The organism is Gottfriedia sp. NPDC056225, from assembly GCF_042267765.1.
Taxonomy (GTDB): domain Bacteria; phylum Bacillota; class Bacilli; order Bacillales; family Bacillaceae_G; genus Gottfriedia.
In genome coordinates this window covers 1-25,444 of the sequence record NZ_JBHJTJ010000026.1, presented here as the reverse complement: position 1 = coordinate 25,444, position 25,444 = coordinate 1, and the positions used below count along the sequence as shown (strand labels likewise).

Sequence of the window (25,444 nt, the reverse complement as noted above, 5' to 3'; positions counted from 1 at the left end):
CACCTCTACTTAAATTTGTGTTTGTTTTGTATAGTTTCTAGCTATGAAATTTTCTTTTAAATAAGTAGTTAATTTTTCAATGTCTTTAGAGAACACGCGATCCCTAGTAATTGATGGAACAGTTTTACGAGCATCTTCCATAAATTTTCTAGTTGTTTCAGACATTTTTTCAATTCCTTTATATTCAACACCTTGCATTGCACAAATACATTCAATAGCTAAAACTCGTCTAGCATTTTGTAGAATTTGGTATGCGTGACGTGCACCGATTGTTCCCATACTTACATGGTCTTCTTGGTTTGCAGAAGACGGAATTGAGTCAACGCTCGCTGGATGTGCTAATGTTTTGTTTTCAGAAACTAAAGCCGCTGCCACATATTGCATAATCATTGCCCCAGATTGTAATCCTGGTTCTGGACTTAAAAATGGTGGTAAATCATTTAATTGTGGGTTTACTAATCGCTCGATACGTCTTTCTGAAATATTTGCTAGCTCAGCAACTCCTAATTTAAAGAAGTCCATCGCAAATGCAATTGGTTGACCATGGAAGTTTCCACCAGAGAATACATCATCGCCAAATAATAATGGATTATCAGTTGCTGCGTTCATTTCAATTTCTAATTTCTCTTTTGCGTAGTTCAGAACTTGCCAGCTAGCACCGTGAACTTGAGGAATACATCTTAATGTATAAGCATCTTGTACTCTGATTTCACCTTGTCTAGTTGTTAATTGACTTGTTGCTAAAATATTGCGGTAACGCTCAGCTACTTCAATTTGTTCTTTATATCCACGAGCAATATGAATTCTTTCATCAAATACATCTGTAATACCATTTAATGCTTCAAATGTAATAGAAGAAATTAATTCACTTTGATAAGCTAGCTCTTCACCTTCAAGATAAGTAAGAATACCCATTGCAGTCATTGCTTGAGTACCATTAATTAAAGCTAGGCCTTCTTTTGCTTCTAGAGTGATTGGTAAAATTCCTTCTTTTGCTAAAGCTTCAGCAGTTTCCATACGTTTTCCTTTATAGTAAACTTCACCTTCACCAAGTAAAACTAGAGCTAAGTGAGATAATGGAGCTAAGTCTCCACTTGCACCTAATGAACCTTGAGATGGGATCACTGGGTGAATTTGAGCATTTATTAATGATAGTAATTTTTCAACGACTACTAAACGCACACCAGAGTGACCTTTTAACATCGTATTTGCACGAAGTACTAACATTGCTCTTGAAACTAATTCAGGGAATGGTTCACCAACGCCACATGCATGAGAAGCAATTAAGTTATATTGAAGTGTTGAAACATTTTCTTTTTCAATTAATACATCACTAAATTTTCCGAATCCTGTAGTAATACCATAAACAACTTTGCCATTATTTACGATTTCTTCTACCTTTTCTCTACATGCTTTTACTGCAACTAAGCTATCTTCACTTGCTTTTACATATGCCATTTCGAATAAAATACTTTTCATTTGTTCCATTGTTAAGCTATTACCAGTTAAAGTTACCATTAATAAAACACCTCCGAATTTTGTCAAAAAACACAGAAGGAGGCTATGAGACGTAAAAATTTAATCTTACGAATCATAGCCCCCTATCATCTAATAAACTATGGGCAATTATATGTGATTAATACCTAGTCCTGCCGATTCATGCTCTGATCCTTTAATAGGAGCACCAATCGTACCGTAGAGTGCAACTGCAATCCAGTCACCCTCGTTCACGTTTTTATACGGTTTACCTCTAACAACAGCAAATCTAAGTCCTACTGTTCTAAGAACATCACCTAATTGAACGTGACCTCTTGTTACGCCTTGAATTGCTTCAAGAGTTGCATGATATAAAGAATGAACTTCTCTATAAAGAGCTCCATTAATTACACCATTCTGTTTGGCAGCGGTTTCAATCGCAGCAACAACTTTTTGTGAATCCATTGTACCGACTTTACCTACACACCAAACTAGGTTTTCATTTTTCATTAATTCTTCTTCATGTTCAGTCAACGCAAGCATCATTGCTGTTCGACCAATTCGTTGATTTTGCTCTGCCATACGCTAATACCTCTTAGTTAATTCTCTAATAAACTAGTATCTGTTTACATTATATGCCAACAATTAGTAAACTTCAATATTTTCAGATTATTATTTTTAAAAAATATTTTCCAGTGAATTTTGTTAGAATATTCAATATATTCATCGGGAAATTATTATTTATGAAACCTTGTCCATTTTTCTTCTATTATCAATAAAATTATTTGGTTATTAACCAAAATAGGTACTTAAATAACTTATCGCCGATTGTTTAAGACTTTTTTCTTAACACTAGCTGCCAAGTAACACCAAAACAATCAGTAACCCAGGTAACCTTACTAAAGTCATTCATTTCTACTGGTCCCATAAGTACTTTCCCATCACTCTTCAAGCCGTCAAAAATTAAATCGAATTCTGCATCGTCAGTACATTCTAAATAAAAGGAAACAGCCCAAGTAAAATCTGGGCAAGATTCTTTATCCATATCCAAGACCATAAATGTCTGCCCTAAAATTTCAATGATGCCATTCATGATTTTCCCCTCTACACCACGGTCTTCTTTTGTAAATCTTCGAAGAGAAACGAGTTTTGAATCCGGAAAAGTACGAATATAATAATTCATCGCTTCCTCCGCATTGCCACTAAACGTAAGAAATGGAATAACCCTTTGCCCTGATACAGTCGGTATTATTTTTTCCTGTGTCATCTTTGAAACCCTCCAAACAATTTGTAATTACCTTATTTTAGAACTACTAAAACAAACCAGTTCGAAATTTTCTTATTCTGCTTGAGAAAAGTCTTTAAAAAATGTAAATAATAAATAGATTGTACCATATTTTAACATATCAAAAAACTTCGCAGTTAATTGAAATAAAAACGAAGCTAAAATAGGCCAATTATACGATTAATGAAGTATTTTCTTCCTAATGAATTTCTTTACCATAAACTTATCTTATGCAACCTTTCTTAATATCCACAGTATTTTCTTATCTTAACAAATTTCTTCTCTTGTTTATTTTTTATTATATAATTGTATTAAAAATAGATTAAAGGAGGTTAATATGAAAAATTTTTTCGGAAGATTTTTTAAAAAGAATTTAAAAAATGATAATGCATTTTATAACAATCTTAATAATCAGTTTTATACAAGCAACTTAATGTTAAATTCGAGCTTTACTAATTTATCGTTAGTTTCTAGACTTGAGAACGCATGGAAAATGGAATTCCTAGCTGATGTTAAAGAAAGAGTTATGGAAAAAGAAGATTGGAGCAATGCAAAGTATACCTTTGTTGAGGCAGAATTAAAACGCTTTTTCTTAATGGCGGCAATCTTTGAAAACGTTCCAATGTATAGTCAGGATGTTGATAAAATCTGGCATGAAATGATTTTATTTACAAAAAGTTATCAAAGCTTTTGCAAGTTTTTTTGTGGTGAAATGATACACCATGAACCAAATGTTATTAAAGATCAAGTAGCTATTACTGATGGCACTGATGTAAGAGCTGTTTACAATTTGTTATATAATACTTTGTTTGAACCAACATCTGTAAATACCTATATTTTAGGAAATTTAGTTGTTAATTATAAAAATGCTAGTGTTATAGAATATTTATCGAGCAAAACAGTTCAAACCTTAAGTTTCGTTTCTCATATTAGCTCAGAAACTAAATATAATTTTTTAAATGAGTTTGCTAGAATTCAAAAAAATTTAGTTGATAAAGAAAAGGAAGAAGCAAGAACTAAAGCACTTAGAAAAACAGAAGAAATCACTAAACACCACTCACAAAAATCTAGCCCAAGTTCAGCTACTCGTTCAACCTCTAGCAAAAAATCAGATGAAGGGCATATTAATTCATCAATTTTAACTACAAGTTCTTTGTTTGCATTAAATGAAAGTTCAAATGACTGTTCAAGCAAGGGTGATAGTCATCATCAAAACTCGCACTCTTCATGCTCTAGTTCATCACATACTACATGTTCTAGTAGTTCTCACTCTTCGTGTTCTAGTTCAAGCTGCTCAAGTTCAAGTTGTTCAAGTTGATCTATTACTATAAATACTGTCATCCAAGTATAATTACATTAACTCAACCTTAGGTTGGGTTAATATCCAGTTTATAATCTACTGCTTTATTAAAAATAAGATTTTTCTGATCTTAAATAAGTCAATTTCAACCATTTCTCGTTTCCCCAAATGGTAAAATGATATAACTAATTGTCAGTACTAAAATAATAATTGCTAACCAAAAATTATGGGCCGATTCTCCATTATTTACAATAATAAAACGAATAGTAGCTGTTATCCCAATATAAAGAAGATATCGTATTGGAAAATGATAGTTTTCTTTGAAATATTGAACAATAATTGAAATGAATCCAAAATATAAGAAAAAGATCAGAACCTTCCCAAAAATTTGATGAACATTTTTATTTCCTAATAAAACATCATTAAAGATATAATAAAGCTCTCGAAAAAGAAAAAATGCAAGAATCAAGCTAAGTAGTAGTAATGATATATTTAACAAAGTTTGATGAAGCCTGATTAGCATTTTTCTATTTTTTAACCAACTCATTCAATCATTTCACTCCTCTATTTTTCCCTGAAAACTTCTAACCCTACTATTTCTATATAATATTTCTGTCAAATACAAAAACGGAAATGGCTATATTCTCCTCAACTTTCATATCTGAAAATAAATGAACTAATTTCGCTCCGACAAGTTCTTCTAAACCTTCTGGTGGCTGATTTAAGTATAGTTCCTGAATCATTTTTGTTCGTGCAGAATGAACCATTTCAGCACCGTTCATTGTACCGGAAATAAACTTTTCAGTAGGAGTCAAATTACCATACAATGTTGAAACGGCCATATTTTCAACAAAAACAGTATGAATTCGTTCCGGACCTTTACCAAACAAATCCTTTCGAAGTTTCCTCATTAAATCATTAAATTCATGTACCTTTTTTGTCATTTCTTATTCCCCCATTTTCAATTTAAAAATGCTATACCCATATCCTTGCACTGATCTCAACAACCTATTTACATTTCTGTGAAGAAAATGTAAGTACTATTCCATTAATTAACTTACAACCCTCTTTCCATTTTTTGAAAAAAAAAATTCCACCAAGGCGACAATTAGCCAAACTGGTGGCTTTAAAGTCATCTTAGTGGAATAGTTAATTAGCAAAAATTTACTAAAATACCAATCCAATTTAATTTAAATGAAAATAATAGACACATAACAATTACATTATTATGCTTCCATATCTTTCGAATTCATTATATCTCTAACTTTTTAATTAAACAAACATAATGTTAATATTAAATATTTCTAAATATTGATGCATTTAACGATTAGACTAATTAACAATCATAACCACAACTCAGGTGGCCTCTTAATCTAAATAAAAATCACCCTTTAATCTATTTCTTCAAACTAAATGTTAATTCAATTAATAACCTACATAATTAAACATCGCCTGTACAGATGCAGTTATTTTTATTTGACCCTCTTGGATTGGCGTAGTTGGTCCGCTGAATGCTGCAGCAGTCATTGTTAGAGAGGATAGTGGACGAACGATTTGAATCCCTTCTTCAGCAATCCAAATCGGAATTCTATTGATTGATAAACCTAGTGATTTCGCTATATTTTCAGCATTAGTTTTCGCATTCAAAGTAGCCTTTTGTAATGCCTCTTGATAATATGGATCAGGGTTTGACAGTTCAAAACTAAGATTTCTTACTTCATTTGCTCCATTTTCAACAGCAACATCAATAACTTTACCAACGTTTGCAAGTTCTTTTACGATTACTCTAAAAATATGACTTACACGATATCCTTTAAAAATTTGCTGTGAATCATGATATTCAACAATTCGGTCTATTGTATATGAATTCGTTTCAATTTCGTCTTGTTTAATGCCTATGCTTTTTAATGAATCGATCATTTTATTCGAAATAATCGCGTTCTGTGACTGAGCGTTTTGTACTCTCAAATCTTCAACTACAGTACCTAGTAAGACAGTCGATTGGTCTGGCTTTACAGATACCTCTCCTTTACCTGTTGCTTTAATCGTATAATTAGGATTACTATTTCTTGTCATGAATCCACTTTGATATTGAGGAGCTGTATAATCAGTTCGAATACCCGATAAGTTAGTACTATATAATGGATAAATCTCCATCACATCCTTTTAAGATGAAAAAATTTTGTATTAGTGCCCATTTATTGTATGTATTAGGACCTCTTATCGTGAAAGAATCTATATTAGCTCGTATTACGAAAAGATACAATTTTGAATAATCCAATTTTTCCAGTCAAAAAAAGCCTGTAAACTAACATTCACTAGTCTACAAGCTTTAACAAACTAAATTTATTCAAAAATGTTTTTTCTCGTCAATCATTTAAGTTCTTCTTCATCAAAGTTTTCGTCAATTTGGTCAGCTTGCTTCCCAATTTCTAAAGGTACTTCGTATTCTGGTGCATTACATTTGTTTTGCATATAATTCCCCTTTTAAACAATAAGTTTGTAAGTTACTAATTACTATAATTAAACTAGATAATTTATCTATTTACTATTGGGGGAATTTCACTAATTTCAGCTTGAAAAGCATATTACTTTTAACAATCTTTGGTTCTTTTTAGTCAAAATTACCTTTCAAATCAAGTAAATATACGCTGAATGTATTGGGGGAATTTTGTATAAAAAATAAATAATATGTTATTAAAATAGTAATTAAGAGCCAATAACTTTTAAAGGCAAAGGGAGATTCGATAAATGAAATTGTCTATATAAAAAAAGAATGGATTTGTCCATTCTTTTTGATGACTCGTTATTAGAAGCTAAACATTGGTTTAAAATCACCTTTATAAGGTTCATGTTCTACGAATACTGTTATATCCTTACCATCTTTGTCCTTACCTGTTCTTTTATAAGTAAATTTATTATTATTAAGTTCAGTTAGCTCAAGTACAGCACCATATTTATTTGTTCCAATCGAAACATGTGCTCTAATTTTATTTTCGTGGGCAATATCGAAGTAACCATAATCACCGCGGCTTACGCCTGTATCAAGATTGAAAAACTCATATTTATTCGTTTTTTCGTCAAATTTTGCTAAGCTAATAAAATTCGTATTATATCTAGTCACATCATTACCTTGTTCATCAACTACTTTTGTACCATTCCAAAGTGTTCTACCTAAAATTTTATCTCCATCAACTTTTTTTACAATATCGCCTGTTTTTGAATTTAACTGCTTATCTGGATCGGTAAAGGCAAGCTTCTTTCCTTTAAATGGAACATGTTCTACGAATACTTCTACATCGTTACCTTTAGCATCTTTACCCATTCTTTTATAAGTAAATACATTTTTATTTAGTTTAACCATATCGACTACAGCTTGGTAATTCATTGATTCTGAAATAAGAATTCTCTTTTTACCATCATTCGTAATAAAAAATGTCCCTTTATCCCCACGACTTTGTCCCGTTTTAGCATCAAAAAATTCATATCTACCAGATTTCGCATCGTATTTAGCAAGTCCAATAAAATTTGCATTCTCTTTCGTTAAATCGTGATGATTCTTATCATAAACCCTTGTACCTTGCCAATCTGTGCTGCTTAAAATTGCAGACATATCTTGTCCTTTAGTTAATTTATTTACTTTTTTAGGTATTTTATATGATTTTTCGTGCTTCTGTTTGTTCTGTTCAACTTGTGCATTTGCTGCTGTATTGCAACCTGTTAATACTAATGTGACTCCAAGTAGTACTGATGAAATTGTTTTTGTTTTTTTGTTCATATTATTATTCTCCTTCTTATTAGTTCACCTATTTAATGGGGCTATTGAACTTTGTTTATTTTGCTCCAGCTTTTAATAAAATCGCTTCAATCTCTTTAAATCCTTTTTCACGTGCATGTTGTAAAGGTGTGACATTTTCATGATCAGTTATATTTACATCTGCTCCGTAATCTATTAAGGTTTGTACTGTTTGTTGTTGTGTTTGATTTCCATTGTTTAAAATGATCGCTTCTAAAAGGGCCGTCCAGCCAAGATTATTAACGTGATTAATATTAATCTTAGTATTTGTAAGAAGTTCTTTTACGACATTTACATACCCATGTTCTGAAGCGGGAATCAATGCAGTTCCACCATAGCGGTTTGTAATTGTTGGATCTGCACCTGCTTTAATTGTAAGCTTTAGAATATCGATTAATCCTTCTGCACCAGCATATAAAAAGGGATTGTTTTTCATATTGTCTTGAATATTGACATCTGCACCTGCCTCAATTAGTACTTTTGCAGTTTTAACGTCATTTTTATAAGTTGCAATCATTGTGGCAGTTCGACCATTTGAATCCTGTGCATTAATGTTCGCACCATCCTCAATAAGTTTTCTAACAGTATCTGCTTCTCCTAACTTTGCTGCTTGAAATAGTTGCTCATTCAATGTTTTTTCCCCCTTTTCAAATAAGGCACAACCTTGTAGCAAAAGTGTACAGCCTATTACAACTGCGATTAACTTCCACATAAAGTACAGTGTCCTCCTTTTGCAATTACATACCATCATGTAAAATTATCATTTATTCCTGGGAAATTTCACTCCATTCAATTTTCATTTTTTAGACCTTCGTTCGTCTGAATCCTATATTAAACCTCAAATAGAAACTCCTACTAAACAAATTCTTAACAAAGTATAAATTTTTTAATAATATTTATTTATACTTAGATTTTGCTTAAATTGTTGTTTATGAACAAAAAAATCGACTGTCTAATTAGACAGCCGAGATGAACTCAAAGACAACTAAAGCATTCTTTCCTTCAATTAAAGCATTTATTTTTTTATGTAAGCCCATTTATAGGAATTTTTCACTCCATATGGGTGATTGTATACATTTTTCACATAAGATTTTTCCAAATATGCCACACCATTCTGATACATAGGTGAAATAGCTGCATCCTTTCCTAGCAATTGCTCTTCAGCCTCTGCTAAAGCTTTCCATCGTGACTTTGGATCCTGAAGAAGAGTCGTTTTTGCTTTTGTGATCAATTCGTCATACTTAGGATTTGAATACGCTATGTTATTGTTTGTTACCCATTTATCCAAAAATGTCATCGGATCTGGATAATCAGGTCCCCATCCTGCAAGAGACATATCGTACTGAAGATTATCTTCGAGTGCAAATTTAGGTTGTGCAGGTTGCAACTTGATGTTCACTGTTAAACCAGGAAGATTTTTTTCAAGTTCAAACTTCAAATATTGAGAGATTTTCTTATTACTATCGTCTTCTGCGATCAAAAGCTCTAAAGCAACAGTTTGTTTACCAAGATCCTGTTTTGCCTTTTCCCAATATTCCTTTGCTTTTTCAATATTCGTTTTATTGAAATCTCCTGTTGTATCATCGAAATCTTGACCATCCGGACCATATGCCAAATTTTTAGCGACAAAGTAGTAAGCTGGTGTTGAACCGTTATTTAAGAGTACGTCTGTAATCTCTTTTTTGTTGTAGCCCATATCAATTGCTTTACGCGCATTCACATTTTTTAAAATAGGATTTTGGTTATTTAACTTTAAATAAATAAGTCTTCCTTCTTGCGCTGTTTTAAATTCTTTATCGCTTTTATATTTGTCCACAAATTCAGCAGTTAGACTTACCCGATCAATTGCTCCTGTCTGATATAAATTGATAGCTGTGGCACTATCCTTCGCAATATTAAAATTAATTTCATCCAGTTTTACTGTATTTTTATCCCAATATTCTGGGTTTTTGACAAGTTTAAAGCTTTGTTCATGATTCCATTCACTCATTTTGAACGGGCCGTCATAAACGACTGAATTTGCTTCCATTCCGTAATTCTTGCCCTGCTGCTCTACAACTTTTTCATCCTGAGGCATGAATGGGGCAAGTGTTGTCAAACTCAGAAAATACGGAACTGGATTATCAAGTTGTACTTCTAGCGTATGATCATCGATCGCCTTTACGCCCAATTGGTCTACAGGAAGTTGCTTTTCATTTATCTTCTTTGCGTTTTTTACATCATACATGATGTAGGCATATTGTGAAGCTGTGGCTGGATCTAAAGTGCGTTTCCATCCATATTCGAAGTCGTGCGCTGTCACTGGATCGCCGTTTGACCATAATGCATCTCGCAGTTTAAATACATAAGTCTTTTTGTCTTTACTTACCGTATAGGATTTTGCAATTCCTTGTACTGGTTGACTGTCTTTCCCTTGTCTGAATAAGCCCTCCATCACATTGTTTAGCACACTAAGAGTAGTAGAGTCTTCCACAAGGGAGGAATCCATTGATGAAAGCTCAGATGTTTCAACTAAACGAAGCGCTTGTTTTTCATGTGATTTACTTAAGCTCTCGACCATTGTTGCCTTATCTTTTTGAGTTGCACATCCAGAAAGTACAATGCCCATGCTAAGCAGTATAGCTGATAACTGTTTGGTTTGTTGATTCACTGAAAACTTCCTCCTTACATCCAAATAATATTTATTCCGTATAATTATTATAATATTCTGTATATTGAACGGATTACCTCTTTAAATATTCAATTTATCGAACAAAATGAACGAAGTGCTTACTCTAGATTCTGCTACTAGTTTTTATTCAAAAGATTACAAGCTGCATGCAGGAACATGTTAACGCCAATAACAAGAGATTCTTCATCAAGAGTAAATCTTGGATGATGATGTGGATACGTACTTTCACTTTCCTCTGCTCCTGAACCAATTTTAAAGAAACAGCCATCTGCTTTTTGTAAAAAAGCAGAAAAGTCTTCTCCACCCATAGATGGTTTGATATATTCAACAGACTCACTTCCGTATACCTCAATTGCTGTTTGTTCCAGTACTTTTGTGACTGCATCGTGATTGATAACTGGTCTGTACCCATATCGGTAATGACAGGAATACTTTGCTCCATGGGCTTCGCAAATCCCTTTTACAATTTGCTCAATTCGCACTTTCGCATCATGTCGCAATTTTTCGTCAAAGCATCGTACTGTACCAACAATTTCAGCAGTATCAGGAATGATATTATCAGCAGTTCCTGCATGAAATTGAGTAACAGATATTACCCTTTGCGAAAATGCATCTGTTGTTCGCGAAACAATATGCTGCAAATTTGTTATAATTTGCGCACCGATTGCAATGCTGTCCACAGTATCTTCAGGATGCGCGGCATGTCCACCTTTGCCTTTGATTATGATATGAAACGCATCAGGGGCTGCCATCATCGGACCGTATACGATTCCTATTTTCCCGACTTCCAAGCCAGACATGAGATGCAAGCCAATTACGAAATCAACGCCATTCATTACTCCAGCTTGCACCATTTCCTCGCCTCCACCTGGAAATTGTTCTTCAGCATGTTGGAAGAGGAAACGAATTTCTCCATTAATTTCATTTTTATGTTTTGCCAAAATTTCAGCCGCTCCAAGTAAAATCGCCGTGTGACCATCATGACCACAGGCGTGCATTACGCCAGGTACAGTAGAAGCAAAATCAAAGCTGTTTTCTTCAACAATCGGCAGAGCATCCATATCAGCACGAATTGCCAGCGTTTTACCTGGCTTGCCACCGACTAGTCTAGCCATTACGCTATATTCGGTCGGACGCGAAATCTCTAAATTCCCGAATGAACTCAATGTATCAAATACAAATTGTGAGGTTTTTTCTTCTTGAAACGAAAGCTCTGGATATTTATGCAGGTGTCTTCTCCATTGCACTAGCTTATCTTTTGAAATCTCTGTATTAAATATTACATTTTCTAAGGATTTCACTTCAACATCTCCCTTGCTTATTTTCAATTGTTAAATTCTCTTTCGTACAGATAATCCCCTCCTAATATAAATATTATATTTCTTAATAAATAGTAACTGAGATGAGGAAATTGCTACTAAAGATAGAATATATATAAGGTGGCATTTAAATTGGAGGGAAAAAAATGCGAAAACCGAATGGATTGAATTTAGGTGATACAGTGATGATTATTGCTCCATCAAGCCCGCCGAATATTGACAATGTGATGAAGATGAAGTCAAAAATAGAAAAAGCTGGCCTGCATGTTTTGATTGGTAAAGGAGTGAAAGAAAAGCGTGGCTATCTAGCCGGAAGTGATGAAAACAAAGTATCGGACTTACATGTTGCCTTTTCAAACTCTGAAGTTAAAGCAGTGCTTTGCGCAACCGGAGGATATGGAAGCGGCAGATTACTACAAGACATAGACTTTGAACTCATTAAAAACAACCCTAAAATCTTTTGGGGTTACAGTGACATTACAGCCCTGCATATTGCATTTCAACAAAAAGCTAATTTAGTCACGTTCCACGGACCTATGATTCAAGAATGCGGCGCAGATCATGTTCTAGCAGAGACAATCGCTTCTTACAAGCAATTATTAGAACCTCTTTGTTTAACCTTCACAGCTTCTGAAAAAAATACATACCCTGCTTTTTCACATTCTGTCACTGCCCCGATGACTGGAGGCAATCTAACTGTATTAACAAGCACGATCGGTACACCGTATGAGGTGGACACAAAAGGTAAGATTTTATTTATTGAAGACATACAAGAAGAACCTTACCGAATTGATCGCATGATTAATCAATTGCGTTTGGCAAAGAAGTTTGATGATTGTGTCGGAGTAATCTTTGGAGACTTTAATGATTGTGGACCGCAAAAACGCCAAGCATCCCTTACGATACCAGAAATAGTGTATGATCATATTGTCCCGCTTGGATTGCCAATTCTTAGTGGGTTTCCTATTGGTCACTGTTCTCCAAATTACGGTGTACCATTTGGAGTTCCTGTTACAATGAACGGAGCGGACCAAACTTTATCATTTGAACCTGGAATACACAAATAGAGATTGTATATAACAATATTTACTAAACAATTATTGTCCTATTCTTATAGAACTGATTTCTAGATCAACAGCTGCTGATAGATAGAAATTTTCAAAATCAATAATATTCTAAATAAAAAACCGTCACTTAGTGGCGGTTTTAAACTGTTCGTTATACATTAAATCGATATCCCGCTCCCAAAACTGTTTCTAAGAATTTTGGGTTTGCAGGGTCTCTTTCTATTTTTTCACGTAATCTACTAATATGAACCGTCACAGTTGAAACGTCTGCTGCTGACTCGAGCCCCCAAACCTTTTCATAAAGCTGTTCTTTACTTAATACTTGATTTGGGTTCATCACAAAAAACACCATCAAATCAAATTCCTTTGTTGTAAATGGTACCTCTGTTTCGTTAATAAAAATTTTACGAGATGCGCGGTCAATTGATATACCATGAACAAATATTATTTTTGAAACATTATTGTTTCCTGCAAGTCGATCATATCGTGATAAATGCGCTTTTACTCTTGCAACTAATTCACTTGGACTAAACGGCTTTGTAATATAATCATCCGCTCCTAAACCAAGCCCTCTAATTTTATCGATATCCTCTTTCTTAGCAGAGACAAATAGTATAGGAATATTTTTTACAGCACGTAGTTCTTTGCAAATTTCAAAACCATTTTTTCCTGGAAGCATAATATCCAAGATGATTAAATCATAATTTCCATTTAATGCATGCTGGAGGCCTTCATCTCCATTATGCTGAATATCTACACGAAAATCATTTATTTCTAAATAATCTCTTTGCAATTCTGCAATACTTATATCATCTTCAATTAGTAATATGTCTTTCACTTTTTCTCACCTTTCTTTAAGGAGAAGAATATACTTGTCCCTTTACCAAACTCACTTGAAGCCCAGATTTTTCCTCCATGCTCTTCAATAATCTGTTTTGCGATTGCAAGTCCTAAACCGCTACCGCCAGTTTGAGAATTTCTTGATTGTTCTGCACGGTAAAAACGTTCAAAAATAAATGGTAATGCATCCGAATCGATACCTTGGCCATTATCTGTGACTTTTACAATCACTTCATTCAATTCTTCCTCAAGTAAAATAGAAATTCTCTTTTCTTCTTTGTTCATATATTTCACACAATTACTGATTAAGTTTGACAATACTCTTTTTAATTTCTCCCGATCTGCTGTCACATTAATTGATGTATTCAAAAGACCGAATTCTATTTTGATACCTTGTTGAAGTAAATCCAAATAAATTTCATCTACATAAGTTCCAACATATTGATTAATCTCGACAGTTTCAAAATGAAACGGTTCTTTTTTTAAATCCAGCTTGGAAAATAAGAAAAGCTCATCGATCAATGCATCCATATCCTTTGCTTTCGAATAAACCGTCGATAAATATTTCTCCATTTTCTTAGGTGTATTTGCGACACCATCTTTAATCCCTTCCACATATCCAATAATTGAAGTAATCGGTGTTTTTAAATCATGTGAAATATTCGACAAAAGCTCCTTACGATTTTCCTCATATTGAATCTGGAGATTGATTGACTCTTTTAATTTTATCCTCATTTCCTCAAACGCCTTATTTAATTCACCAATTTCATCAGTAGAATTCGTAACAATTTCAAAATTCAAATCACCAATTTTAATTTTTTCCGCACCTTTTTTAAGTTTAGAGATTGGTTTAATGATGCTTCGGGAAACTAAATAATTTAACATACCAATAATGATGATAAATAATAAAAGCAATAACCCTATTAATATTGGAAACAAATTTCGTATAACCTCTGTATATGAACTTGCCTTCTTTAAGACGAAAATGCTCCCTTTACTTTGATCTGGAAAATAAAAATCAAATTTGACATAAGTAAAAAAAACATCATTTATTTTTATCGTATCGCGAGTATTAATATTCGTCTCCTCAAACCCAGGCAGAGCTTGTACCAACCTTTTTTCATCAAGCGATTGTGAAGCGTACTCAATATTTTTTCCTTTTCGAACAACAATACCAATATTTTTATGCTCAATCCTCTTAATCTCTTGCTTATTTAATAATTGATTTGGATTATGCTTAGCAAGAAGCTTCAAATCAAGAAACACACTTTCTTCAACTGTAGTCAAAGGTTTTTGAACGTAAGTCTTTTTGTATAGTCCTTCTACTGACTTTACATCCCCTGTTATCGCAAAAATAATTAAAAAACCTGCTGCCAATAATAATGTGAACGAAAAAAGGATCACCCCAACATATGACAACAGAAACCTCATTTTAATTGACATTTCTTTCACTCACTTGGTAATAAAATTTTATAGCAATCATTGTTTATTCTTAGCATAACATTTACCTTCGTAAACTCCTCAATTTAGAATAAATGATCAATTTCTTAAGAAATTAAGTGAACTATATCATATAAATCTTAAAAAAGTGTAACATTTTTATGAAATAAGTCTAAACAAATCCTTAAGTAAAGTTTAGTTAAACTGAAAAGAAATTATCTTATTTAGAACACCCCTTTTCTAACAGTAAACATAAAAGAGTCATCAAATCTTCAAATTATTAAGTTTATTAATATGTAATAATAGATTGAAAGGCTGTGAAATATGAAAAATTTAAAAGAACGAATTGAATCAAATAACTTAAGGATTTACCAGAGTTTAAATGTTAGGAATGGGCTTTCAGATGAGGATATCACATACTTATCCTTTTTAGAAAAAGGGTACGAAGGTGAAAAGAAATTTTATGCATGGACTTGGAAATTATCAAATAATTGGCTTTTTTTAAATGATTTATCATTCGAATGTAAGAAATCAGAATTCCAAATTGATTCGATTGGAATAACTGGAGAATCGATCTACTTATTTAAAGTAAAGAATTACACAGGAGATTATTTTATAGAAGAAGATAGATGGTATACAAACCCAAAGTCCGAATTAAAGAACCCCTACGAACAACTTAAAAGAACCGAATCCATGTTACGAAAATTACTATCTGACCACAAGATTCATTTTAAAATTAAACCGTATCTAATTTTTGTAACCCCCGAATTCTATTTGTATCATGCCCCTTTGAATCTACCTATTATTTTCCCATCACAATTAAACCACTTCATAAACCAATTAAACATCCATCATTTCAATTTAAATGCGAATCATTTTAAAGTGGCTGAATTATTATTATCACTACATAAAACGGAGTCGAAGTACACGCATTATCCGGATTATTATGATGATCGGCTGGTGAAGGCATTTTAAGGAGTGTTGAAGAACTTAAATTGCTCTTTCCTAATCGCAAAATTACGACAAATGATGTTTATGAGTGGTGTAAAATTTACAAAGCAAAAAAAGGTATTTGGAAAATCCTTCATGATAATTTAAAAATAAATGGTCATGGGAGATATAGTTATTTTGATTAAATGATTTAATGAAATCCATTATGAATATGTGAATTTCATTTTCTCACTTTTGTACCTACGCATGGACTTACCATGAGTAGGTTTTTTTGTTTGTTTAATTAATTATACCCCTTCATGAGTTAAGAATCCTCCATTCCCCCTACTTCTTAACTCCTCCATCAGTTAAAAACTGGTGGTAAAAATATCAAACTTTATTAAGATTCAACTCATTTAACAGCAATTTGACATATTGAAAATTGATTTAGTTGGAACAAAAAAAAGAAAGTTCAATTATTCAAAATTGATCTTTCTTTCACACAGCTAAAGATTTACTTAAGTAATCTTTTTAAAATTTTCCCAGTACTATTTTTTGGCAGTTCTTTTATAAAACTAATCTGCTTAGGTACTTTGTAATATACTAAGGCTTTTCTACAAAAATCAATAATCTCCGCTTCTGATATTGAATCATTTGAAACGACTAAATAAGCACATACACTTTCACCAATTAGCTGATCAGGTTTTCCGACTACCGCTGCTTCAATGATACTAGGATGTTCATATAGAAGTTCTTCGATTTCTCTAGGATAGACATTATAACCATTCGTAATAATAACATCTTTTTTTCGATCGAATAAAAATAAATAACCGTCCTCATCTTTTCTACCGAGATCGCCTGTTTTAAACCATCCGTTAATAAATGCTTTTTCAGTTGCTTCTACATTATTTAAATAACCGCTCATTACATTTGGACCAATGGCGACAACTTCTCCAACTTCACCTATTTGAACTTCTTCGCCATTTTCATTAAATATTTTTGTCTCAACACTTGGTAAATCAAGGCCAACGGAACCTGGTTTACAAATTCCACGATATGGATTGAATGTTAGTACCGGTGCAGTTTCAGAAAGTCCATAGCCTTCTACTATTAAAAGATTGTATTTTTCTTGAATGGATTGTAATAACTCGATTGGTATCGATGCCCCACCAGATATACAGGCTCTCAAACTACTAAACTCATTGGAAGTAGCCGTTTTTAATTGATGTAAATAATTATAAATCGTTGGTACTGCAGCAATTAAGGTAGCTTTTTCTTTTTTTATTACTTCAACTAATTCAGTTGGATTAAATTTTGGAATAATGATTGTTGATGCGCCATTTAATAAAATCATATTGACACACAAAGTTAAGCAAAATGAATGAAACATAGGTAGGACGGCAACCATTTGATCATTTTCCCTTAATTCAATTAACTTAGAAAAATCATTAGCATTTTCAATTAAGTTAAAGTGTGACAACATTGCGCCTTTTGGATTTCCGGTTGTTCCTGACGTATATAAAATAACAGCCGTATCGTTTTGTTGAATTTCTATTTCTTCAATTTTATTTTTTATTTTCTGAAGTGGTTGTATTTCATCGATCAATAAAATATTTAATAATGTAGTACAGTCATTTATAAGATTTTTTAGTTTTTCCTTCTGTTCACTAGTAGCGATTACTAGTTTAGTCGAAGAATCGTTTAATATATATTTAATTTCACTTTCTGTAAAGGCTGGATTTAATGGAATAACAATCGCACCTAGCTTTAATATTGCTAAATATGTTTGAATAAACCCAGGAGAATTTCCTAGTAATATTGCAATTTTATCTCCCTTTTCAATCTTATTTTCAAGTAAAATTTGAGCTAGATTTTCACAAGATGAAATGAGATCTTCGTAATTTGTTTTATTTCCATTGTAGCTATAAGCTAAGTTTTTGCTTTTATTGTTCGCTACTTCTTTAATTAGCCCATATATATTCATTCTTTATCAATCCTCAGTTAATTTCGTGTAATTATTCTTATAAAATACAAAAGGTAGAAAGAAAACTGTCTAACCTTTCGAAAATTTATTCATTCGATTGAAATGAAAGTACCGACTTTAGTCCCGATTTCACTATTAGTCTATCAAACAAATTAATCTTAATGATATAATTTTAATACTACATCATAATATCATAATTTGCGAGAAGGTGATAATGAATGGCACAACCTATTATTAATAGTAAAACGAAAAAGTCGTTAACAAGAGTTGGTGTTGTAATCGCATTAATTGGTACTAAATTAAAGCTAATTTTACCACTATTAAAAGCTGCAAAATTTTTATCATTTTTAAGCATGATCTTGTATCTATTCGTTTATGGATTTACATTTGGATGGTATTTTGCATTCGCACTTCTTTATTTATTAATTTGTCACGAGGGTGGGCATTTAATTGCTGCAAAACAAAAGGGGCTTCCAACATCACCAGCATTTTTTATTCCATTTGTTGGAGCTGTCATCTCACTAAAAGAGATGCCAAAAGATGCTGTTACAGAATCTTACGTAGCATTCGGTGGGCCGTTTTTAGGGTTAATTTCAGTACTTCCAGCAATTCCACTATATCATTACACGCATAATGAGTTTTTTGGTTTAGTAATTGCCTTAGGCTGTATATTAAATTTATTTAACTTAATTCCGATTTCTCCTTTAGATGGTGGCAGAATTTTAAGCGTGTTACCTCCAATCTTTTGGTTTATCGGTATTATGATGATGTTAGTGTATTTATTTTATCAGCCTAATTTTATCGCTTTTTATATTATCATTATAGGTATTAGTACCTTTATCAAAAGAATTAGAGAAGCTTATCAGTTAAAGGTCATTAAAGAAAAAGTAAAACTATATGAACATACAATTAAACAGTTTCAATTTCGCATTTTAAATGATTACACTGATCGTACATATACAAAGCGATTCTTTATCCCATTTTTTGAGGATCAAAAGAAACTAGAGTTAGAAATTCATAAAGAACGCTTGGAAATTAATTACATCATTCGTACAGTTCGAGCACGTTTGTTTGAACAAGACTTAGACGTTCGAAACTATATCGAAGAAAAAATACAAGAAATTAGACAAAGAAAAATTGCACCTTTATTAAAACAACAAGAAACATTAGAAACTTACTATGTTTCTAGCAATCGTAAAAAATGGCAAATTTTCATTGCTTATATCGCTTTAGCAGGAAGTTTAGCTTTACTTGGATTTTGGAGTTTTGGATTAATTGAGCATGTTTTAGGAAAATAGAAGAAGAACCTATTTTGAATTTTTCAAGATAGGTTCTTCTTTTTCTATAGGATAATGTTTTATTTCTTATAAGCTTTTTGTGACATAACTTTGTAGAGAACCCCAGAATTCCAGAGGAAGTGTTTAATTTAGTTAAGTTTATGTTAATAAAGTTACTTATGTAATTGTTTAAAAATATTTATAGCATTAAAAAAGTTTTCATTATATGTTCCCTCATCTTCTAAACTCCAGCATGTTGATAATACCGCATGTGAATAGCCCCAAAGTAGCAATCTTTCTTTATTTAGATTCAATTCGTTTACAAGTAGATCAATACGTTTTTCTAGAGTTGTTGAAATATCTTTCCCTTCTATGTTGTTCAATAAAAACTGGATGAGGTCATATTCTCTTTCACCAATTAAACCTTTTGGGTCGATTACTTTCCATGAATCTTCTCCAGCATTTAATAGATTGTAGTGGTGTAAATCTCCGTGAAGTAAATATTGCGTTGATTGAGAACTATTCATTTCTTTAAAAGTCGAAAATGCGTCTAATAGCAATTCTTTTGAAATAGGGCCTACGCCATTAGGGAATTTCTCAACAATTCGGCTAAAGCTATTTTCTCTGTTTAAGATCGTAGGTAGTTTACTAGATGTAGATGGTTTTTTCCAAAGATTTTTCATAACCTTAACTGTTATTTGCATTTCTAATTCTTCATTTTCAATCGAAGCAAGTGTATTGCCAGGCAGTAGTCTTTCTAAAATTAAGATTCCTTCTTTAAGATCGTAATCAATGACTTTTACAAAATCAGCGTCTTTAAATTCATTTAACGCTTCGATTTCATCGTTAAATTCTTCATTTGGGACTGCTAACTTGATTACTGCATTTTTATTCCCTTCGATGATAATAGGAGCGACAAAATTATAAGATAATACAAAGGGAGATAAAATTTTCATATTCCATCGATTTTCACATTTATGACATAAGTCTTCGAAATTCTCTAACCACCTTTCCCCTTTTTCCTTATGAATATCTTTAATCGTTTTGATAAACTGCTCTGGTAACGTTATCAACTAATCACTCTTTTCTAAAAATAATAGTTTTTAAGAATTAAATGTTATGTGAACAGAGTACAATTTGAATCTAGAAAAGTAAAAAATAGCATTAAATAAGTTGTTCTTTTAATTTATGCTCTTCAATTAAACGATTATTTTCATACTCGCCTTTAACATATTGAATGATTTGTTCTTTAATATTTGGAAATAAAACAATATTTTCTAATTCATTAATTGGAATCCACAATACATCTGTTTGATTTGGATCTGGGTTAATCGGTAAAGTTGGAACTGAACCTTCTTTAATATGACAGCGGAACATTAAACTTAATCCGTGAACTCTATGCCCAGTCATATGAGGTGCATTTTCAGATACAAATACTAAATCTCCAACTTCTACTTCTACACCTGCTTCTTCAAAAGCCTCTCTTTTAACCGCTTCTATAATTGTCTCACCGGGTTCAGTACCACCAGCAGGTAAATTGTAATGAATCCCGTCCTCATCCGTAAATTGAATTAATAAAACTGAATCATTTTCAACGATTAATGCACAAGCTCTTACTCGAATATGGTACATAAGCCATCCTCCAATCATAGTGATTATTCCATTATGTTAAAATTTAATTCCACTTTCAATTTATTTTTACGAATCACTTAAATAGACCTACGCGATAAAGAGGCATCATGGAATAAGTCCATTGATGCCTACTAGTTATTACTTACTTTCTATTAATTAACTTGGCTATTTAAAAAATAGGAAGAAAGTACTTGTTTCATAATTTGAATTGCTTCATCTATTTCTTCGTAAGATAAATTAATTGGTGGTAATAACCTTAATACATTAGCACCCGCTGTACCAACGATTAAACCATTCTTTAAAAATTGTTCCACAAGTTGATCAACTGGCCCAGTTAATTCAATACCGACCATTAACCCTTTACCGCGTATTTCTAAAATTTGTGGAAACTCCTTTTTTATGTCGGTTAATTTATCAAATAAATAGCTTCCTTTTTCTTTTACTTCATTTAAAAATACATGATCGTTTATAATGTTGATTGTTTCAAAAGCTGCCGCCATTGCTAAATAATTTCCGCCAAATGTGGAACCATGAGCACCTGCTGAGAATGTACTCGCTAATTTATTTTTACCAAGCATTGCCCCTACAGGAAAACCATTGCCTAACCCTTTTGCTAGCGTAATAATATCTGGATTTAATGGAGTTTGTTCATAGGCAAACATTGTTCCTGTTCGGCCCACTCCGGTTTGTACCTCATCAACAATGAGTAATAATTCATGTTTTTTACAAAGAGCTTGAACCCCTTCAAAAAAATCGTTATTACCAACGATTACACCACCTTCGCCTTGAATTATCTCCAAAATGATTGCTCCTGTATTTTCATTAATTTCATTTTGTAAAGCATTTAAATCATTGTATGGTACATATGTAAAACCACTTAACATTTCACCGTATCCTTCATGAATTTTTGGCTGACCTGTTGCAGCCATTGATCCAAATGTACGACCATGAAAGCTTTGTTTAAAACTAATGATATGAGATTTACTAGTATGTTTTTTTGCTAATTTTATTGCTGCTTCGTTTGCTTCTGTTCCGCTATTACAAAAGAAAGCTAATCCGTCATTGAAGCTTTTTACTAAAAGTTCTGCAAGTTCCTCTTGTTTTTTTATTGTGAATAGGTTCGAAATATGCCAAATCGAATCAACTTGTTCTTTTAATGCATTTGACACTTTCGGATGACAATGGCCTAAATTACAAACAGCAATTCCACTTAAAAAATCTAAGTACTTGTTATTTTCGTCATCAAACAGATAAGTACCTTTACCATTAAGAAAATTTATTGGTTTTTTATTATAAGTCGGAAATAATTTACTCACTTAACACAACTCCTTTTGTAAAAACTGTACCGTTTATCATTCCATATTCATTTAAGAAATTCTCACCAACAATAGCAACTGAAAATACATCACTTAATGCATTTATAGCACTCGTAACTTTCGGAATCATGCCTCCATAAATTGTTTTATCCTCAATTAGCTTTTCAACTTCACTTGCCGTAATTTGCTCAATCAATTTATTTTCTTGATCTAATACTCCTTTTGTATTTGTGATAAAGCAAAGTAATTCCGCATTCATTGCTTTAGCGATGCTTTTTGCTGCTTCGTCTGCATTAATATTATATTTTTGGCCAATTTTATCGACGCCAACAGGTGAAATAACTGGTATATAATCATTAGTAAGTAATAAATCTAGCAGATTCGTATTAACACTTTCGATTTCTCCAACCCAACCTAGTTTTCCTTTATTAAATAATGAGGCCTCTAATAATAGATTGTCACATCCGGAGAGACCGATTGTTTTTAGATTAAATTGATTGCAAATAATTGTTAAATCCTTATTTATTTTGCCATTCAGAACATACTCTACGATTTCTAAAACTTCTGTTGAAGTCTTGCGAATCCCGTTTACCATTTCAACTGGGATTGAAAACTTTAATAATAAATTATTGATGAGTGGTCCACCACCGTGTACTAAAATAACCTTTTTACCACTCATTTTTAATTGATTTATATTTTCAAAGAATGTATTCGATAAGTTATGGATTAAACTACCACCAAGTTTTATGACTACAGTTTCCATTGACCTTCTCCCCTTTATGAGCGATAGCTTGCGTTTATTTTCACATAATCATAAGTTAAGTCGCATCCCCATGCAGTACCAACCGCGTCTCCACTGTGTAAATGAACATCAATATATACAATTTCATTTTTCAAAGCTGTTTTTGCTTCTTCTTCATCAAATTCAACTGGTTTGCTACCAAATAATACAGTTACACCATTAATCGAAATGTCAATTTGATTAAATTCTCCTTCAATCCCACTATATCCAATAGCACCGATTATTCTTCCCCAGTTAGCGTCTTCGCCATAAACCGCTGTTTTTACCAAATTTGATCCGACAATCGTTTTAGCGATTTTATTAGCATCTTTTTTATTTGTTGCTCCGTTTACATTTACTTCGATTAGCTTAGTTGCCCCTTCACCATCTCTAGCAATCTTTTTAGCTAAATCCTCACAAACTAATTGAAATGCTATTGCAAAATTAGCCCAATCTGGATGGCTCTTAGTTAATTCTTCGTGCTCCACTGCCCCATTTGCCATTACTAAAACCATATCATTTGTTGAAGTATCTCCATCAACTGTAATTTGATTAAATGTTTTATCAGTCACTCCTTTTAGTAAAGTCTGTAATTGATCTGAATTAATCGTAGCGTCAGTTGTTACAAAACCAAGCATTGTTGCCATATTCGGGTGAATCATACCAGAGCCCTTAGCAGCACCCGCAATCGTAACAACCTTTCCATCAATCATAACTTCATAACAAGTAGTTTTAATGACCGTATCTGTTGTTAAAATGGCATGACCGAAATCTTCACCATCTCCTAATGTGCTACCAAGCGTTAATTGATCAATGCCACTTTTTAATCGATCCATTTTTAAATATTCACCGATTACTCCAGTCGATGCGATTGCGACTAAGTGCTCTGGTAAATTAAGATGCTCTGCACACCAAGCTCTCATTAAATAGGCATCGTCCTCTCCTTTTTTACCTGTACAAGCATTTGCACAACCACTATTTACTAAAACAGCTTGAAGCTTATTACTATTTGCAATGCTTTTTTTCGTAACACTAATTGGTGCAGCTGGAAATAAATTCAATGTATATACTGCAGCAACTGATGCTGGTTTCTCTGAATAAATTAAACCTAAATCTTTACGTTTATAACGTAAGCCTGCGTGAACTCCGCTCGCATAAAAACCGTTTGGTGAAGTAATTGTTCCATTAACTTTTTTTATATTTTTTTCTTTAGTAATCAATTTTTATCTCTCCTTAAGGAAATAGTGGTGTAAATTGTAAGCCGGTTTCATCTGGCAAATCTAGCATAATATTCATATTTTGAATCGCTTGACCTGCCGCTCCTTTTACTAAGTTATCAATGACTGAAACGATCGTAATTCGATTCGTGCGGTCATCATAAGTCGCATAAATATCACAAAAATTTGAACCATAAACATCTTTTGTACAAGGTACCCCGTCTCTTACTCTTACAAAATAGGAATCTTCATAATTTTGGTTATATAAATCTTTTAATTCTTCGTTACTAATTTCACGTGTTGATTCAACATAAATTGTAGACAAAATACCTCTTGTCATTGGAACTAGGTGTGGTGTAAACGAAATAAAATTTTGTGTTGAATCGAGCGTTCCAATAAATTGTTCGATTTCAGGTATATGTTGATGTTCAGTTATTTTATAAGCAGTTAAATTCTCGTTTCGATTCATAAATTGAGTAATTTGATTAGCATTTTTGCCAGCTCCGGAAATACCCGATTTGGCATCTACTATGATTGTATTTTTTTTTACAATTCCAGCATTTAATAATGGTGCAACTCCTAAAAGTGTTGCCGTTGGATAACATCCAGGGTTTGCTATGTTTGTTGATTTTTTTATTGCTTCTCTATTTAGTTCAGATAGTCCGTATGTAAATTCATTTGTTTTTTGAAAACAAGGATGTGTATGTTTATACCATTTTTTGTATTGTTCTTCTTTCTTTAATCGAAAATCCCCTGAAAGGTCAATCAATTTAGTTTTCGAATAATCGAGATCTCCTATTAATTCACTACTTACTCCATGGGGTGTTGCAAAAAATAAAATATCATTTTCTGAAACAGATCTATTTTTATCCCACTTTTTTATTGGCCCACTAGTATTTGTAGCCAAATGTGGATAATACGCTGACAAATCATCAGTATAATCTGATGTTGAATAAAAATTCATACCACTAATTTCCGGATGCATTGATAGCAGCTTAATTAGTTCAAGGCCACCATAACCGGTTGCTCCCATAATACCGACTTTCATTTTAATATCCCCTTTATCAAAATTATATTACTCATTATAAATATGAATAATTATAAAATCAATTG

Annotated in this window: 23 protein-coding genes; 4 read left to right on the top strand and 19 right to left on the bottom strand. The window is 32.5% G+C overall.

The window, feature by feature from the left end; genetic code table 11:
• Window positions 1-9: 9 nt before the first annotated feature.
• From hutH to ACFCYN_RS16410, 3 genes are all read right to left on the bottom strand, one after another.
• On the bottom strand, window positions 10-1,518 hold the full coding sequence (gene hutH / locus ACFCYN_RS16420) for a histidine ammonia-lyase (RefSeq protein ID WP_172444759.1): 1,509 nt from the start codon (window positions 1,516-1,518) through the stop codon (window positions 10-12).
• Between the two features lie 108 nt (window positions 1,519-1,626).
• Window positions 1,627-2,058 carry a histidine utilization transcription antiterminator HutP gene (hutP, locus tag ACFCYN_RS16415; RefSeq protein WP_172444760.1) on the bottom strand — a complete coding sequence of 144 codons (432 nt, stop codon included), beginning with the start codon at window positions 2,056-2,058 and terminating at the stop codon, window positions 1,627-1,629.
• Window positions 2,059-2,308: 250 nt separating this feature from the next.
• Window positions 2,309-2,743, bottom strand: a complete 435-nt coding sequence (locus tag ACFCYN_RS16410) for a VOC family protein (protein WP_375950376.1) — start codon at window positions 2,741-2,743, stop codon at window positions 2,309-2,311.
• A 355-nt stretch (window positions 2,744-3,098) separates the two neighbouring features.
• Between ACFCYN_RS16410 and ACFCYN_RS16405 the strand changes: the two genes are divergently transcribed.
• Window positions 3,099-4,079 carry a glycine-rich domain-containing protein gene (locus ACFCYN_RS16405; protein WP_375950374.1) on the top strand — a complete coding sequence of 327 codons (981 nt, stop codon included), beginning with the start codon at window positions 3,099-3,101 and terminating at the stop codon, window positions 4,077-4,079.
• A gap of 127 nt (window positions 4,080-4,206) precedes the next feature.
• Here the strand turns inward: ACFCYN_RS16405 and ACFCYN_RS16400 are convergent, their stop codons facing one another.
• The 7 genes from ACFCYN_RS16400 to ACFCYN_RS16370 all read right to left on the bottom strand — a co-directional run bounded on the left by ACFCYN_RS16400 (window position 4,207) and on the right by ACFCYN_RS16370 (window position 11,829).
• Window positions 4,207-4,608, bottom strand: a complete 402-nt coding sequence (locus ACFCYN_RS16400; protein ID WP_375950372.1) for a phosphate-starvation-inducible protein PsiE — start codon at window positions 4,606-4,608, stop codon at window positions 4,207-4,209.
• A 52-nt stretch (window positions 4,609-4,660) separates the two neighbouring features.
• Window positions 4,661-5,005: a Na-translocating system protein MpsC family protein gene (locus ACFCYN_RS16395; RefSeq protein ID WP_375950370.1), complete on the bottom strand. Its 345-nt coding sequence runs from the start codon at window positions 5,003-5,005 to the stop codon at window positions 4,661-4,663.
• A gap of 481 nt (window positions 5,006-5,486) precedes the next feature.
• A complete protein-coding gene (locus ACFCYN_RS16390) occupies window positions 5,487-6,218 on the bottom strand; it encodes an SIMPL domain-containing protein (protein WP_375950369.1) in 732 nt (243 codons plus the stop codon).
• Window positions 6,219-6,870: 652 nt separating this feature from the next.
• On the bottom strand, window positions 6,871-7,839 hold the full coding sequence (locus ACFCYN_RS16385; protein WP_375950367.1) for a DUF4822 domain-containing protein: 969 nt from the start codon (window positions 7,837-7,839) through the stop codon (window positions 6,871-6,873).
• 55 nt (window positions 7,840-7,894) lie between these two features.
• Window positions 7,895-8,569, bottom strand: a complete 675-nt coding sequence (locus ACFCYN_RS16380) for an ankyrin repeat domain-containing protein (RefSeq protein WP_375950365.1) — start codon at window positions 8,567-8,569, stop codon at window positions 7,895-7,897.
• Window positions 8,570-8,872: 303 nt separating this feature from the next.
• Window positions 8,873-10,507: a peptide ABC transporter substrate-binding protein gene (locus ACFCYN_RS16375; RefSeq protein WP_375950364.1), complete on the bottom strand. Its 1,635-nt coding sequence runs from the start codon at window positions 10,505-10,507 to the stop codon at window positions 8,873-8,875.
• A gap of 137 nt (window positions 10,508-10,644) precedes the next feature.
• Window positions 10,645-11,829 (bottom strand): amidohydrolase, encoded by a 1,185-nt coding sequence (locus ACFCYN_RS16370; protein WP_375950362.1) that lies wholly within the window; start codon window positions 11,827-11,829, stop codon window positions 10,645-10,647.
• Between the two features lie 164 nt (window positions 11,830-11,993).
• Here ACFCYN_RS16370 and ACFCYN_RS16365 point away from each other — a divergent pair, with 164 nt between their 5' ends.
• Complete coding sequence (locus ACFCYN_RS16365; protein ID WP_375950360.1) at window positions 11,994-12,914, top strand: S66 peptidase family protein; 921 nt, start codon at window positions 11,994-11,996, stop codon at window positions 12,912-12,914.
• 151 nt (window positions 12,915-13,065) lie between these two features.
• Here ACFCYN_RS16365 and ACFCYN_RS16360 read toward each other — a convergent pair whose 3' ends face one another.
• Both ACFCYN_RS16360 and ACFCYN_RS16355 read right to left on the bottom strand, forming a co-directional pair.
• Window positions 13,066-13,752 carry a response regulator transcription factor gene (locus ACFCYN_RS16360; RefSeq protein WP_375950358.1) on the bottom strand — a complete coding sequence of 229 codons (687 nt, stop codon included), beginning with the start codon at window positions 13,750-13,752 and terminating at the stop codon, window positions 13,066-13,068.
• A complete protein-coding gene (locus ACFCYN_RS16355; protein WP_375950356.1) occupies window positions 13,749-15,197 on the bottom strand; it encodes a HAMP domain-containing sensor histidine kinase in 1,449 nt (482 codons plus the stop codon). Before ACFCYN_RS16355 ends, ACFCYN_RS16360 begins: the two co-directional genes overlap by 4 nt.
• Before the next feature lie 321 nt (window positions 15,198-15,518).
• On the opposite strand from ACFCYN_RS16355, the gene ACFCYN_RS16350 reads away from it, so the two are divergent.
• The gene (locus tag ACFCYN_RS16350) at window positions 15,519-16,169 is read left to right on the top strand and encodes a nuclease-related domain-containing protein (RefSeq protein WP_375950355.1); all 651 of its coding nucleotides are present in this window, start codon (window positions 15,519-15,521) and stop codon (window positions 16,167-16,169) included.
• Between the two features lie 469 nt (window positions 16,170-16,638).
• Here the strand turns inward: ACFCYN_RS16350 and ACFCYN_RS16345 are convergent, their stop codons facing one another.
• Window positions 16,639-18,108 carry a long-chain-fatty-acid--CoA ligase gene (locus ACFCYN_RS16345; protein ID WP_375950353.1) on the bottom strand — a complete coding sequence of 490 codons (1,470 nt, stop codon included), beginning with the start codon at window positions 18,106-18,108 and terminating at the stop codon, window positions 16,639-16,641.
• Window positions 18,109-18,326: 218 nt separating this feature from the next.
• Between ACFCYN_RS16345 and ACFCYN_RS16340 the strand changes: the two genes are divergently transcribed.
• Window positions 18,327-19,406 carry a site-2 protease family protein gene (locus tag ACFCYN_RS16340; RefSeq protein WP_172444774.1) on the top strand — a complete coding sequence of 360 codons (1,080 nt, stop codon included), beginning with the start codon at window positions 18,327-18,329 and terminating at the stop codon, window positions 19,404-19,406.
• Between the two features lie 152 nt (window positions 19,407-19,558).
• Here ACFCYN_RS16340 and ACFCYN_RS16335 read toward each other — a convergent pair whose 3' ends face one another.
• From ACFCYN_RS16335 to argC, 6 genes are all read right to left on the bottom strand, one after another.
• A complete protein-coding gene (locus tag ACFCYN_RS16335; RefSeq protein ID WP_375950351.1) occupies window positions 19,559-20,458 on the bottom strand; it encodes an aminoglycoside phosphotransferase family protein in 900 nt (299 codons plus the stop codon).
• A gap of 91 nt (window positions 20,459-20,549) precedes the next feature.
• On the bottom strand, window positions 20,550-21,017 hold the full coding sequence (locus tag ACFCYN_RS16330) for an NUDIX domain-containing protein (protein WP_375950349.1): 468 nt from the start codon (window positions 21,015-21,017) through the stop codon (window positions 20,550-20,552).
• A gap of 152 nt (window positions 21,018-21,169) precedes the next feature.
• Entirely contained in the window at window positions 21,170-22,333 is a 1,164-nt protein-coding gene (locus ACFCYN_RS16325; RefSeq protein WP_375950347.1) for an acetylornithine transaminase, read from the bottom strand.
• Complete coding sequence (gene argB / locus ACFCYN_RS16320) at window positions 22,326-23,096, bottom strand: acetylglutamate kinase (RefSeq protein WP_375950345.1); 771 nt, start codon at window positions 23,094-23,096, stop codon at window positions 22,326-22,328. Before argB ends, ACFCYN_RS16325 begins: the two co-directional genes overlap by 8 nt.
• A 14-nt stretch (window positions 23,097-23,110) precedes the next feature.
• A complete protein-coding gene (gene argJ, locus ACFCYN_RS16315; protein ID WP_375950343.1) occupies window positions 23,111-24,334 on the bottom strand; it encodes a bifunctional ornithine acetyltransferase/N-acetylglutamate synthase in 1,224 nt (407 codons plus the stop codon).
• Window positions 24,335-24,347: 13 nt separating this feature from the next.
• On the bottom strand, window positions 24,348-25,379 hold the full coding sequence (argC, locus tag ACFCYN_RS16310; RefSeq protein ID WP_375950341.1) for an N-acetyl-gamma-glutamyl-phosphate reductase: 1,032 nt from the start codon (window positions 25,377-25,379) through the stop codon (window positions 24,348-24,350).
• Window positions 25,380-25,444: the final 65 nt, after the last annotated feature.

Bases quoted from the DNA above. Each gene is read 5' to 3' on its own strand.
- hutH (WP_172444759.1), bottom strand. From the start codon at position 1,518: ATGGTAACTTTAACTGGTAATAGCTTAACAATGGAACAAATGAAAAGT.
- hutP (WP_172444760.1), bottom strand. From the start codon at position 2,058: ATGGCAGAGCAAAATCAACGAATTGGTCGAACAGCAATGATGCTTGCG.
- ACFCYN_RS16410 (WP_375950376.1), bottom strand. From the start codon at position 2,743: ATGACACAGGAAAAAATAATACCGACTGTATCAGGGCAAAGGGTTATT.
- ACFCYN_RS16405 (WP_375950374.1), top strand. From the start codon at position 3,099: ATGAAAAATTTTTTCGGAAGATTTTTTAAAAAGAATTTAAAAAATGAT.
- ACFCYN_RS16400 (WP_375950372.1), bottom strand. From the start codon at position 4,608: ATGAGTTGGTTAAAAAATAGAAAAATGCTAATCAGGCTTCATCAAACT.
- ACFCYN_RS16395 (WP_375950370.1), bottom strand. From the start codon at position 5,005: ATGACAAAAAAGGTACATGAATTTAATGATTTAATGAGGAAACTTCGA.
- ACFCYN_RS16390 (WP_375950369.1), bottom strand. From the start codon at position 6,218: ATGGAGATTTATCCATTATATAGTACTAACTTATCGGGTATTCGAACT.
- ACFCYN_RS16385 (WP_375950367.1), bottom strand. From the start codon at position 7,839: ATGAACAAAAAAACAAAAACAATTTCATCAGTACTACTTGGAGTCACA.
- ACFCYN_RS16380 (WP_375950365.1), bottom strand. From the start codon at position 8,569: ATGTGGAAGTTAATCGCAGTTGTAATAGGCTGTACACTTTTGCTACAA.
- ACFCYN_RS16365 (WP_375950360.1), top strand. From the start codon at position 11,994: ATGCGAAAACCGAATGGATTGAATTTAGGTGATACAGTGATGATTATT.
- ACFCYN_RS16355 (WP_375950356.1), bottom strand. From the start codon at position 15,197: ATGTCAATTAAAATGAGGTTTCTGTTGTCATATGTTGGGGTGATCCTT.
- ACFCYN_RS16350 (WP_375950355.1), top strand. From the start codon at position 15,519: ATGAAAAATTTAAAAGAACGAATTGAATCAAATAACTTAAGGATTTAC.
- ACFCYN_RS16345 (WP_375950353.1), bottom strand. From the start codon at position 18,108: ATGAATATATATGGGCTAATTAAAGAAGTAGCGAACAATAAAAGCAAA.
- ACFCYN_RS16340 (WP_172444774.1), top strand. From the start codon at position 18,327: ATGGCACAACCTATTATTAATAGTAAAACGAAAAAGTCGTTAACAAGA.
- ACFCYN_RS16330 (WP_375950349.1), bottom strand. From the start codon at position 21,017: ATGTACCATATTCGAGTAAGAGCTTGTGCATTAATCGTTGAAAATGAT.
- argB (WP_375950345.1), bottom strand. From the start codon at position 23,096: ATGGAAACTGTAGTCATAAAACTTGGTGGTAGTTTAATCCATAACTTA.
- argC (WP_375950341.1), bottom strand. From the start codon at position 25,379: ATGAAAGTCGGTATTATGGGAGCAACCGGTTATGGTGGCCTTGAACTA.